Source organism: Micrococcus sp. HG099 (genome assembly GCF_024723355.1).
Taxonomy (GTDB): domain Bacteria; phylum Actinomycetota; class Actinomycetes; order Actinomycetales; family Micrococcaceae; genus Micrococcus; species Micrococcus endophyticus.
Map to the genome: position 1 here is coordinate 1 of NZ_JANQCJ010000065.1, position 12583 is coordinate 12583.

General features: G+C 73.8%; 12 protein-coding genes. All 12 read left to right on the forward strand.

Going from position 1 to position 12583, the window contains the following annotated elements; genetic code table 11:
* The first annotated feature begins 212 nt into the window (after positions 1-212).
* Entirely contained in the window at positions 213-590 is a 378-nt protein-coding gene (locus NWP10_RS07125; protein ID WP_017489643.1) for a DUF485 domain-containing protein, read from the forward strand.
* Positions 587-2209 carry a cation acetate symporter gene (locus NWP10_RS07130; RefSeq protein WP_258300374.1) on the forward strand — a complete coding sequence of 541 codons (1623 nt, stop codon included), beginning with the start codon at positions 587-589 and terminating at the stop codon, positions 2207-2209. The genes NWP10_RS07125 and NWP10_RS07130 overlap by 4 nt, the downstream gene beginning before the upstream one ends.
* Positions 2210-2411: 202 nt before the next feature.
* Entirely contained in the window at positions 2412-3692 is a 1281-nt protein-coding gene (dxr, locus tag NWP10_RS07135) for a 1-deoxy-D-xylulose-5-phosphate reductoisomerase (RefSeq protein ID WP_258300375.1), read from the forward strand.
* The gene (locus tag NWP10_RS07140) at positions 3689-5056 is read left to right on the forward strand and encodes an RIP metalloprotease (RefSeq protein ID WP_258300376.1); all 1368 of its coding nucleotides are present in this window, start codon (positions 3689-3691) and stop codon (positions 5054-5056) included. Before dxr ends, NWP10_RS07140 begins: the two co-directional genes overlap by 4 nt.
* Positions 5057-5242: 186 nt before the next feature.
* Positions 5243-6394: a flavodoxin-dependent (E)-4-hydroxy-3-methylbut-2-enyl-diphosphate synthase gene (gene ispG, locus NWP10_RS07145; protein ID WP_258300381.1), complete on the forward strand. Its 1152-nt coding sequence runs from the start codon at positions 5243-5245 to the stop codon at positions 6392-6394.
* Positions 6369-7319 (forward strand): DUF4081 domain-containing GNAT family N-acetyltransferase, encoded by a 951-nt coding sequence (locus NWP10_RS07150; RefSeq protein WP_258300377.1) that lies wholly within the window; start codon positions 6369-6371, stop codon positions 7317-7319. Before ispG ends, NWP10_RS07150 begins: the two co-directional genes overlap by 26 nt.
* A 72-nt stretch (positions 7320-7391) precedes the next feature.
* Complete coding sequence (locus NWP10_RS07155; protein ID WP_017489363.1) at positions 7392-9212, forward strand: proline--tRNA ligase; 1821 nt, start codon at positions 7392-7394, stop codon at positions 9210-9212.
* A gap of 43 nt (positions 9213-9255) precedes the next feature.
* On the forward strand, positions 9256-10005 hold the full coding sequence (locus NWP10_RS07160; RefSeq protein WP_258300378.1) for a TSUP family transporter: 750 nt from the start codon (positions 9256-9258) through the stop codon (positions 10003-10005).
* A 134-nt stretch (positions 10006-10139) separates the two neighbouring features.
* Complete coding sequence (gene rimP / locus NWP10_RS07165; RefSeq protein ID WP_258300379.1) at positions 10140-10724, forward strand: ribosome maturation factor RimP; 585 nt, start codon at positions 10140-10142, stop codon at positions 10722-10724.
* 1 nt (position 10725) lies between these two features.
* Positions 10726-11712: a transcription termination factor NusA gene (gene nusA / locus NWP10_RS07170; protein ID WP_158492894.1), complete on the forward strand. Its 987-nt coding sequence runs from the start codon at positions 10726-10728 to the stop codon at positions 11710-11712.
* 84 nt (positions 11713-11796) lie between these two features.
* On the forward strand, positions 11797-12096 hold the full coding sequence (locus NWP10_RS07175) for a YlxR family protein (RefSeq protein WP_234404125.1): 300 nt from the start codon (positions 11797-11799) through the stop codon (positions 12094-12096).
* Positions 12097-12291: 195 nt separating this feature from the next.
* Positions 12292-12583 (forward strand): translation initiation factor IF-2 N-terminal domain-containing protein (locus tag NWP10_RS07180; RefSeq protein ID WP_258300380.1); only part of this gene is annotated, 292 nt, incomplete at its 3' end.

The window sequence follows — 12583 nt, forward strand, 5'->3', positions numbered from 1 at the left end:
GCCGGCTGACGGGTCGCGGCCGGCCGACGGGCCGCCCCCGGCGGCGCCCGCCGCCGGGGGAGCCGCCCGGCCGTGGCGCGCGTCACACTGCGTCACACTCGGGATTTGTATACAGACCCCTTTGACGTGCGCCCTCGGCCCTAGCAAAGTGTGCGTGTCATCACAGTGATCCTGCTCACAGGAGCACTGCTCCACGCACACCCGGAGGGCCCATGTCATCCAGCGAGCCCACGGCGCCGGCCCCGACGGCCGCGCAGTTCCGCGCCGCACAGCAGTCCGAGGAGTTCACCGAGCTCCGCAGCACCTATCGCTCCTTCGCGTTCCCCATGACCGTGGCGTTCTTCGTCTGGTACCTGGTCTTCGTGATCGCGGGGGCGTTCTTCCCGGAGTTCATGTCCATCCGCCTCGGCGGCAACATCACGCTGGGGCTGGTCCTGGGCCTGCTGCAGTTCGTCACCACGTTCCTGATCACCTTCGCCTACGTCCGCTTCTCCAACCGGACCCTGGACCCCCGCGCCACGGCGCTGCGCGAGCGCCTCGAGCGCGAGGCCGCCGGCGGCGCCCCTGAGACCCCGGAGGCCACGCGATGAGCGCACTGACCCCCCTGCTCCAGGCCGCTCCCGAGGCGGTCGGCAGCCCCGCCGTGAACATCGGCATCTTCCTGGCCTTCGTCGTGGTCACCCTCGTGATCGTGATCCGGGCGTCCAAGACGAGCTCGTCCTCGGCGGACTACTACGCCGGCGGACGCGGCTTCTCCGGCACGCAGAACGGCACGGCCATCGCGGGCGACTACCTCTCCGCGGCCTCGTTCCTGGGCATCGTGGGCGCCATCGCGCTCTACGGCTACGACGGCTTCCTCTACTCGATCGGCTTCCTCGTGGCGTGGCTCGTGGCCCTGCTGCTGGTGGCCGAGCTGCTACGCAACACCGGCAAGTTCACCATGGCGGACGTGCTCTCGTTCCGCCTGCGCCAGAAGCCCGTGCGCATCGCCGCCGCCTTCGGCACCATGGCCGTCTGCCTGTTCTACCTGCTGGCCCAGATGGCCGGCGCCGGCGGCCTCGTCTCCCTGCTGCTCAACATCAACGACCGCGCAGGCCAGGCCCTCGTGATCGTGATCGTGGGCGTGCTGATGATCGTCTACGTGCTGATCGGCGGCATGAAGGGCACCACCTACGTCCAGATCATCAAGGCGATCCTGCTCATCACCGGTGCCGGCATCATGACCGTGTGGTCCCTGGCCATGTTCGGCTTCGACTTCAACGCCATGCTGGGCGCCGCCGTCGAGCTCAACCCGAAGGGCGAGGCGATCCTCGAGCCGGGCCTGCAGTACGGCGCGAGCGCGCTGACCCGCCTGGACTTCGTCTCCCTCGGCATCGCCCTCGTGCTGGGCACCGCCGGCCTGCCGCACGTGCTCATGCGGTTCTACACCGTGCCCACGGCCAAGGAGGCCCGCAAGTCGGTGGTGTGGGCGATCGTGCTCATCGGCGCGTTCTACCTGTTCACCCTCGTGCTGGGCTACGGCGCCGGCGCCCTGATCGGCCCCGAGCGGATCATGGCGGCCCCGGGCGGCCAGAACTCGGCGGCCCCGCTGCTCGCGTTCGAGCTCGGCGGCTCCATCCTGCTCGGCGTGATCTCCGCGGTGGCGTTCGCCACGATCCTCGCGGTGGTCGCCGGCCTGGCCATCACGGCGGCGGCGTCCTTCGCCCACGACGTGTACGGCTCCGTGATCGCCAAGCACCAGCTGACCCCCCAGGAGGAGGTCCGCATCGGCAAGATCACCGTGGTGGTGATCGGCATCCTGGCGATCGTGGGCGGCATCGGCGCGCAGGGCCAGAACGTGGCGTTCCTCGTGGCGCTCGCCTTCGCGGTGGCCGCCTCGGCGAACCTGCCGACCATCCTGTACTCGCTGTTCTGGAAGCGATTCACCACCCGCGGCGCGGTGTGGTCCATGTACGGCGGACTGCTCTCCGCGATCATCCTGATCGTGCTGTCCCCGGTGATGTCCGGCGCGCCGACGTCGATGATCCCGGGCGCGGACTTCGCGATCTTCCCGCTGAAGAACCCGGGCATCGTGTCCATCCCGCTGGCCTTCTTCCTCGGCTGGCTCGGCTCCGTCACCTCCTCCCGCGCGGAGGACCCGGACAAGCAGGCCGAGATGGAGGTCCGCTCCCTCACCGGCATCGGCGCCGAGAAGCCGGTGCAGCACTGATCCGCTCCTGAGCGCGGTCTCCCACGAGGGGCCGGTCCGGCGCTCGGCCGATCAGCCGGCCGGAGACCCTCAGATCGACGGTTTCGGTCAGGACCGACGGAACGGCCGTCGACCCTGACCGAAACCGTCGATCCGCCGAGCGGGTCCGGCCGGCACCTCGGCCGTCCCGGCGCTGTCCAGGCGCGGCTGGCATCATGGCCGGGTGACGCACGGATCCCTCACCGACTACACCCTCCCCGCGGCGGGCGCCCCCTCCGGCGCGAACGCTCACGACGACGGCGCCCCGCGCGCCGTCGCGCTGATCGGCTCCACCGGGTCCATCGGCACCCAGGGCCTGGACGTGATCGCGCAGGATCCCGCGCGGTTCCGCGCCGTCGCCCTGTCCGGGGGTGCGAACACGGGCCTGCTGGCCGAGCAGGCGGTGCGCTTCGAGGTCCAAGCCGTGGGCTCGGCCGCGGCCACCGAGGACGAGCTGCGCGCGGCGATCGCCGACGCCGCCGCGCGTCTGGGCGTCCCCGCCCCGCGCCCGGCGCTGTTCACCGGCCCCACGGCCGCCGAGCGGATCGCGGCGTGGGCGGGCGCGGACACCGTGCTCAACGGCATCACCGGCTCGATCGGCCTGCGCCCCACCCTGGCCGCCCTGCACGCGGGCCACCGGCTGGCGCTGGCGAACAAGGAGTCGCTGATCGTGGGCGGGGCGCTCGTGAAGGCGGCCGCCGCCCCCGGGCAGCTCGTGCCCGTGGACTCCGAGCACTCGGCCCTGGCGCAGGCGCTGCGCGGCGGCACCGCGGACGAGGTCCGCCGCCTCGTGCTCACCGCCTCCGGAGGCCCCTTCCGCGGCCTCGATCGGGCCGCCCTGGCCGAAGTCACCCCCGCGCAGGCGCTGGCGCACCCCACGTGGGACATGGGCCGCGTGGTCACCACCAACTCCGCCTCGCTCGTGAACAAGGCCCTCGAGGTGATCGAGGCCCACCTGCTCTTCGACGTGCCCCTGGAGCGGATGGACGTCGTGGTCCACCCGCAGTCCGTGGTGCACTCCATGGTCGAGTTCACGGACGGCTCCACCCTGGCCCAGGCGTCCCCGCCGGACATGCGCCTGCCCATCGCCCTCGGGCTCGCCTGGCCGTCCCGCGTGCCCGGCGCCGCCGCCGGCTGCGACTGGACCCGCGCCGCCACCTGGACCTTCGAGCCCCTCGACGAGGACGCGTTCCCCGCCGTGCGCGCCGCCAAGGAGGCCGCCGCGGCCTCGCCCACCCACATGGCCGTGTTCAACGCCGTCAACGAGGAGGCCGTGGACGCGTTCCACGACGGGCGCATCCGCTTCGACGCGATCGTGGACACCGTGCGCGCCGTCGTCGGCGAGTACGAGCCCGCCCGGGTGCTCGGCGCCGCCGGCCACGGGCACGTGGCGCAGGACCTGACCGTGGAGGCCGTGCTCGCGGCCGAGGACTGGGCGCGCACCGCCGCCCGGGCCCGCTGGTGAGCGCCGTGGAGGTGCTCTGGTACGTCCTCGGCGTCGTCGCGGTGGCCCTGGGCCTGGCCGTCTCGATCGCCCTGCACGAGGTGGGTCACCTCGTGCCCGCCAAGCTCTTCGGCGTGCGCGTCACGCAGTACATGATCGGCTTCGGCCCCACGATCGCGTCGTGGCGCCGCGGGGAGACCGAGTACGGGTTCAAGGCCGTGCCGCTGGGCGGCTACGTGGCCATGGTGGGCATGCTCCCGCCGCCGCGCACGGGCCAGGCGCCGCGCACCGCCTCCACCGGATTCGTGCAGCAGCTGGGCCGGATGGCGGACGACGCGCGGACCCAGGCCGCCGCGGAGCTCACGGCGGCGGACGAGGGCCGCCAGTTCATCCAGCTGCCCGTGTGGAAGCGCGTGGTGATCATGCTCGGCGGGCCGTTCATGAACCTGCTCATCGCGCTCGGCGTCACGGCCCTGCTGGTGACCACGGTGGGCACCTCCCAGCCGAGCACCACGGCGGCGGAGGTCTACCGCTGCGTGGTGACCACGGACGAGCAGCAGGCCCGCGCCGCCGAGGGCGGCGGGCAGGACTGCCGCCCCGGCGACCCCGTGGCGCCCGCCCACGAGGCCGGGCTGCGCCCGGGAGACACCGTCACCTCGTTCGACGGGCGCCCCGTGGACGACTGGGACGCCCTGTCCGGGCTGATCCGCGAGCGCGCCGGGCAGCCCACCGCGATCGAGTGGGAGCGCGACGGCGAGCCCCACTCCGCCACCATCACCCCGCGCCTGACCCAGCGGCCGGTGATGGACGCCGTCGGCCGCCCCGAGCGCGCCCCGGACGGCACCGCCCTGACCGAGGAGGTCGGGTTCATCGGCATGGGCTCGCAGATCGAGACCGTGCGGCAGAGCCCGCTGGCGGCCGGGCCGGTCGTGGCCCAGCAGGTGCGCGGCGTCGTCGACGTGGTGCTCGTGCTGCCCCAGCGGCTGTGGGACACCGCCGTGGCCGTGGTGACCCCGGCCGAGCGCGACCCGGACGGGCCGATGTCCGTGGTGGGGGTGGGCCGGATCGCCGGCGAGGCTGCGGCGCTGCAGGAGGCGGAGCTCGCGGACAAGGCGGCCCTGCTGCTGTCCCTGGTGGCCGGCGTCAACGTGGCCCTGATGGTGTTCAACCTCATCCCGCTGCTGCCCCTCGACGGCGGCCACGTGGCCGGCGCGCTGTGGGAGGCGCTGCGCCGCGGCTGGGCCCGGCTGCGCGGCCGCCCGGACCCGGGGCCGTTCGACCTGGCCCGCATGCTGCCGCTGACCTACGCGGTGGCCGGGCTCATGCTCGTGATGGGCGTGGTGCTGATCGTCGCGGACATCGTGGAGCCGATCCGCCTGTTCTGAGCCCGTGCGCCGGCCGGTCGCCGTGCCCGACGCGCGGCCGACGCGGCCGCCCTCCGTCCAGGGCCGGGCCCCGGCCCTCGGCCCGCACCCGGGTGCGGGCCCTAGGATGGACGGCAGACCGGCGGCCCGCGGCCGCCACCCCCGAAGAGAACCGTGAGGAGCGCTGCCGTGCCTGTCAGCCTTGGAATGCCGTCCGCCCCGCCGCCCGTCCTGGCCCCGCGCCGTGCGACGCGGCAGATCCGGGTCGGCTCGGTGGGCGTGGGCTCGCAGCATCAGGTCTCCGTCCAGTCGATGACCACCACGAAGACGCACGACATCGGCGCCACGCTCCAGCAGATCGCCGAGCTCACCGCCGCCGGCTGCGACATCGTGCGCGTGGCCTGCCCCACGGACAAGGACGCCGAGGCGCTCAAGGTCATCGCCCAGCAGTCCACCATCCCCGTGATCGCGGACATCCACTTCCAGCCCAAGTACGTGTTCGCCGCCATCGAGGCCGGCTGCGGCGCCGTGCGCGTGAACCCGGGCAACATCAAGAAGTTCGACGACAAGGTCAAGGAGATCGCGCAGGCCGCCGCCGAGCACGGCACCTCGATCCGCATCGGCGTCAACGCCGGCTCCCTGGACCCGCGCCTGCTGAAGAAGTACGGCAAGGCCACCCCCGAGGCGCTCGTGGAGTCCGCCGTGTGGGAGGCCTCCCTCTTCGAGGAGCACGGCTTCAAGGACTTCAAGATCTCCGTGAAGCACAACGACCCGGTGATCATGGCCCGCGCCTACGAGCTGCTCGCCGAGCAGGGCGACTGGCCGCTGCACCTCGGCGTCACCGAGGCCGGCCCCGCCTTCCAGGGCACCATCAAGTCCGCCACCGCGTTCGGCTACCTGCTGGGCAAGGGCATCGGCGACACCATCCGCGTGTCCCTCTCCGCCCCGCCCGTGGAGGAGGTCAAGGTGGGCCTGCAGATCCTGCAGTCCCTGAACCTGCGCGAGCGCAAGCTCGAGATCGTCTCCTGCCCCTCCTGCGGACGCGCCCAGGTGGACGTCTACACGCTGGCCGAGGAGGTCACCGAGGGACTCAAGGACCTCGAGGTGCCGCTGCGCGTGGCCGTGATGGGCTGCGTCGTCAACGGCCCGGGCGAGGCCCGCGAGGCGGACCTCGGCGTGGCCTCCGGCAACGGCAAGGGGCAGATCTTCGTCAAGGGCGAGGTCATCCGCACCGTGCCCGAGGACCAGATCGTCGACACCCTCATCGAGGAGGCCAACCGCATCGCCACCGAGATGGGCGACGGGGAGGAGAGCGGTGACCAGGCTGCCGCCGGTGCCCCGGTGGTCTCCGTCCACTGACCGCCAGGCCCGCGCCGCCACCGGCGGCCGCGTCCGCCTGCTGACCGACGCGGACACCCCCGCGCTCGCGGCCCTGTCCGCGCGCGCCCCCGTGTCCAACGTCTTCGTGGACTCCCTGCTCGAGGCCGGCCGGCTGGCCGGCCCGCGCGGGGGAGCGGCCGGCACCCTGTTCCTCGGCATCGACGCGCGGGAGGGGACCGACGACGACGGCGCGCCCGTCGCCGGCCTGCGTGCCGCCCTGTGGGTCGGCTCGAACGTGGTGCCCGTCGCCGCGGCCGAGACCCCGGACGCCGGCTGGGCGCCCGGGGACGCCGAGGCGCTCGGCGCGGCCGCGGTCGCCCTGCGCCGCCGGTACGGGTCCCTGTACGGGCCCGCGAAGCCGGTGCTCGCCGTCGGCTCGGCGCTGGCCGCCGCCGGCCACCGGGCCCGCTCGGTGCGCGAGGACCAGCCGCTGCTGGTGCTGGGCGCGGACGGCGCCGCCGAGACCAGCCCGCACGTGGTCCAGGCGCACCCGCGCGACTTCGAGCGCGTGCTGCCGGCCAGCGCCGCGATGTTCGAGGAGGAGCTCGGCTTCTCCCCGTTCCTCGGGGGCGCCGCCCAGTACCGGGACCGCGTGGAGCGGCTGATCCGCGCCGGGCGCGTGTTCATCGACCCGGGGCCGGCGGACGCCGGCGGGCCGCTGCGGTTCAAAGCGGACATCGGGCTGCTCTCCTCCCGCTGCGCCCAGATCCAGGGCGTGTGGATGGCCCCGGCCGCGCGCGGGCGCGGGCTGGCGGCCGCGGCGATGGCCGCCGTCGTGGAGTACGTGCGCCTGCAGGCCCCCGTGGTGAGCCTCTACGTCAACGCGTACAACACCCCGGCCCTGCGCACCTACGAGCGCGTGGGGTTCGAGCGGCGCGGCACCTTCGCCACCGTCCTCTACTGAGTCCGGCGGCCCCGTGGCCGGCGCGCCGGGGGATAGGATCGACCCGCCCCGTCCCCGCCCCGAGGAGTCACCATGGCCCTGCGCATGTCCACCCTGTTCCTGCGGACCCTGCGCGACGACCCGGCCGACGCCGAGGTCGCGAGCCATCGCCTGCTGGTCCGCTCCGGCATGATCCGCCGCGCCGGCTTCGGCACCTTCACCTGGCTGCCGCTGGGCCTGCGCGTGCTGCGCCGCGTGGAGCAGATCGTGCGCGAGGAGATGGACGCGATCGGCGGCCAGGAGGTGCACTTCCCGGCGCTGCTGCCCAAGGAGCCCTACGAGGCCACGGGCCGCTGGGACGAGTACGGGGACGGCATCTTCCGCGTGCAGGACCGCAAGGGCGCCGACCTGCTGCTGGCCCCCACCCACGAGGAGATGTTCACCCTCCTGGTGAAGGACCACTACTCCTCGTACAAGGACCTGCCGGCGTACCTGTACCAGATCCAGACCAAGTACCGGGACGAGTCCCGCCCCCGCGCGGGCCTGCTGCGCGTGCGCGACTTCGTGATGAAGGACTCCTACTCCTTCACCGTGGACGACGCCGGCCTGGACGACGCCTACGAGGCCCACCGCGCCGCCTACGAGCGCATCTTCGCCCGCCTGGGCCTGGAGACCGTGGCCGTCGAGGCCACCGCCGGAGCCATGGGCGGCTCGCGCTCCGAGGAGTTCCTGCACCCCTGCGCCATCGGCGAGGACACCTTCGTGGAGTCCCCGGGCGGCTACCGCGCCAACGTGGAGGCCGTGACCACGGTGGCCCCGGCCCCGCTGGACGAGGCGGCCATGGCCGCGCTGCCGGCGCCGGAGGTCAAGGAGACCCCCGTCTCCACCACCATCGCCGCACTCGTGGACGTCGCCAACGAGCTGGCCCCCCGCGCCGAGGGCGCGTGGACCGCCGCGGACACCCTCAAGTGCGTGGTGCTCACCGCCGTGCTCGACGGCGACGAGCGCCGCCAGTTCGTCGTGGCCGTCCCCGGGGACCGCGAGGTGGACCTCAAGCGCCTCGAGACCACGGTGGCCCCGGCCCTCGGCCTGAGCGGCGAGCCCGGCGTCGAGGCCGCCACCGAGGAGGACCTGCGCCGCCACCCGTCCCTGGTCAAGGGCTACATCGGCCCCGGCGCCGGCCCGGACGGCGGTGCCCCCGTCCTCGGCGCGGAGTCCGTCTCCGGCCTGCCCTTCCTCGTGGACCCGCGCATCGCCGCCGGCACCGCCTGGATCACGGGCGCCAACGCGGACCAGCGTCACGTGTTCGGCCTCGTGGCCGGCCGCGACTTCGGCTGGGACGGCGTCGTGGAGGCCACCGTGGTGCGCGACGGCGACGAGGCCCCGGACGGCTCCGGCCCCCTGACGGCCCGCCGCGGCATCGAGATGGGCCACATCTTCCAGCTCGGCCGCAAGTACGCCGAGGCCCTGGACCTGAAGGTCCTGGACCAGAACGGCAAGCAGGTCGTGGTGACCATGGGCTCCTACGGCATCGGCGTCACCCGCGCCGTGGCCGCGATCGCCGAGTCCCACCGGGACGAGAAGGGCCTCGTGTGGCCCCGCGCGGTGGCCCCGGCCGACGTGCACGTGCTCGCCACCGGCAAGGGCGCCGAGGTGTTCGAGGCCGCCGAGCAGATCGTCGCCGGGCTCGAGGCCGCGGGCCTCACCGTGCTCTTCGACGACCGTCCGAAGGTCTCGGCCGGCGTGAAGTTCGGCGACGTGGAGCTCATCGGCCTGCCCACCTCCGTGGTGGTCGGCCGCGGGCTGGCGGACGGCGTGGTGGAGGTCAAGGACCGCGCCACCGGCGAGGCCCGCTCGGTGCCGGTGGCCGAGGCCGTCGACGCCGTCGTGGCCGAGGTGCGCGACGGGCGCTGACTGGTTCGGCGCCGTCGAGCTGACCGCCGGACTCATCGCGCTGGTGCTCGCCGCGGGCTTCGCGGCGGGCTGGATCGACGCCGTCGTGGGCGGCGGCGGGTTGCTGCAGCTGCCCGCGCTGCTGCTCGTGCCCGGGCTGAGCCCGGTGCAGGCGCTGGCCACCAACAAGATGGGCTCGGTGTTCGGCACGGCGACGTCGGCGATCACCTACCGGCGGCGGTTGCGGCAGGACCTGTCCACGGCGCTGCCGATGGCGGCGGTCGCCTTCGTCGCGGCCCTGGCCGGGGCCGTGGTGGCCGCGAGCCTGCCGGCCGGCGTGATCCGCCCGGTGATCCTCGTGGCGCTGATCGCCGTCGCCGTGTTCACGGCGGTGCGCCCCGGCCTGGGGAAGACTGCCGGCGTGGGCCCGGAGCGCCGCACCGCGGTGGCACGGGCCGTGGCCCTGGGCGCCGCGGTGGGCTTCTACGACGGCGTGCTCGGCCCCGGCACGGGCACGTTCCTGATCCTGGGCCTCGTGCTGCTGCTGAGGTTCGACTTCCTGCACGCCTCGGCCCAGGCGAAGATCGTGAACCTCGCCACGAACCTCGGCGCGCTCGCGTTCTTCATCCCCGCCGGCCACGCCGTGCTGGGCCTGGGCCTGCTGCTCGGCGCGGCCAACCTGGTGGGCGGCTACGTGGGGGCGCGCATGGCGATCGCGCGCGGCACCGGCTTCATCCGGGTCGTCTACCTGATCGTGGTGGCCGCGCTGATAGTCAAGGTCGGGGCGGACACGCTCGCCCCGCTCCTGCCCTGACCCGTCCCCGGGCCGCGCCCGCCGCGGCCCGGGGCGGAGGCCTCGGCCCCGCCCCGCGCCGCCGGATAGGCTCGGCGCTGACCCCGTCCCGACCCGTCCCCGACCGACCCGAACAGACCAGCGAGGTACCCCCCATGGACAGCACCGCCCGCCACGACGACGCCGCCTCCCTGCGCGCCCGCGTCGAGGAGGCCCTGGCCTCCGCCGACGTGGTGGTGGAGGAGATCCGGGTCGCCGGCTCGGCCGCCCACCCCACCGTCGAGGTGGTCGTGGACCGCGCCTCCGGCACCGAGGGCCTGAGCCTGGACGAGCTGGCCGGGCTCAGCGGCCGCGTGTCCGCCGCCCTGGACGCCCTCGGGGACCACGTGCCCGGCGTCGGCGCGGGGGAGTACCTGCTCGAGCTGACCACCGCGGGCGTGGACCGCCCGCTCACGCAGCCGCGCCACTTCGCCCGCAACGTCGGCCGCCTCGTGGAGGTGGCCGTGGACGGCGGCGAGCCCTTCACCGCCCGCCTGCTCGCGGCGGACGAGGACGCCGTCGAGCTGGCCGAGGTGCGCCCCGGCGCGAAGAAGGGCATGAAGGCCAAGGAGCTCCCCGCGCAGCGCGTGGAGCTGGCCCGCCTCGGCCCGGCCGTGGTGCAGGTAGAGTGGACCCCCGCTCAGCAGGCCGCCGACGCCGCGGCCGCGGGCGAGCAGACGGCCGAGCACACGGAGGCATGAGTTGGACATCGACATGAGCGCGCTGCGCATGCTGGAGGCGGAGCGGGAGATCCCGATGGACCGCCTGATCCCCACCATCGAGCAGGCCCTGCTCATGGCGTACCACCGCACCCCCGGCGCCCTGAAGCGCGCGCGCGTGGAGATCGACCGGGTCTCCGGCCACGTCACGGTGTGGGCCACGGAGCTGGACGAGGACGGCACGCCCATCGGCGAGTTCGACGACACCCCCAACGGCTTCGGCCGCGTGGCCGCCTCCACCGCCCGCCAGGTGATGATCCAGCGCATGCGCGAGGAGGACGACGACAAGGTCCTCGGCGAGTTCAAGGACAAGGAGGGCGAGCTCGTCTCGGGCCTCATCCAGCAGGGCGTGAACCGCCACATGATCCAGGTGAACCTGGGCACGCTCGAGGCCGTCCTGCCCCCGCCCGAGCAGGTGCCGGGCGAGGACTACTCGCACGGCCGCCGCCTGCGCGCCTACGTGGTCTCCGCCACCCGCGGCAACAAGGGCCCCTCCGTCACCGTGTCCCGCTCCCACCCGGGCCTGGTGCGCAAGCTCTTCGAGCTGGAGGTCCCGGAGATCGCCGACGGCTCCGTGGAGATCACGGCGCTCGCCCGCGAGGCCGGCCACCGCACCAAGATGGCCGTGCGCGCCACCCGCCCCGGCGTGAACGCCAAGGGCGCCTCGATCGGCGAGATGGGCAGCCGCGTGCGCGCCGTGATGACGGAGCTCAACGATGAGAAGATCGACATCGTCGAGCACGCCGAGGACCCGGCGCAGATGATCGCCAACGCCCTGTCCCCGGCCAAGACCGTGTCCGTGGAGGTCCTCGACGCGGACCAGCACTCCGCCCGCGCCGTCGTGCCCGAGCACCAGCTGTCCCTGGCCATCGGCAAGGAGGGCCAGAACGCCCGCCTCGCGGCCAAGCTCACCGGCTGGCGCATCGACATCGTGGGCGACGGCTCGGACGCCTCCGCCCCGGCCCGCTGAGCCGGGCCGGGAACAGATCCGCGGCCGGACGCGCTAGGATGGTTGAGGTCCTTTCTCGATCCGACGCCCGTGAGGGGTGAGCGCATGACGTCTCGGACGGTCGTGCGCACCTGCATCGGATGCCGGTCGAGGGCGGACCAGCAAGAGCTGGTGCGCGTCGCGCTGGACCCCTCGACGGAACCCCCATCCGTCGTCTGGGATCCCGAGCGGCGCCGTCCCGGCCGGGGTGCCTGGCTGCACCCCGGGAGGGACTGCCTCCTCCTCGCCCTGCGCCGCCGCGCGTTCGGGCGGGCCTTCCGGTCCGCCGTCGACGCCGAGGGCCTGGGACGCGAGCCGGAGACGCCGGCTGACAGACCGACAGATGAAGGCGGGTCAGAGATCTGATGCGTACCCGATGAGCACTGAAGCATGAGTGCCCAACGATGAACTTCACCCCCTGCTATCAGGCAGGCCGTGGTGCGCGCGCCCTCACGGCGCGCGCGGCGGCCTGGAGCAACGTCAACGGTCCCACGACGCGCTGAGACGGACACCGCTGCGAGGCGGCCCCGTTCCGGCCCGTGAGGCCAGAACAGGAGAACCGTGGCAAAGGTCCGCGTCCATGAGCTCGCCAAGGAGCTCGGCATCACCTCGAAGGAGGCCTTGAACACCCTCAAGGACCTCGGCGAGTTCGTCAGCTCCGCCTCTTCGACCATCGAGCCCCCGGTGGCGAAGAAGCTGCGGGGCGCCTACCCCGACGCCGGCAAGTCCGGCGCCGCCAAGCCCTCCGGCGCCAAGCCCGCCGCCGCCCCGGCGGCCGGCCGTCCCGCCGCGTCCGCCCCGAAGCCGGGCGGCTCGGCCCCCAAGCCGAACGCCCCCGCGCCCGCTCCGAGCC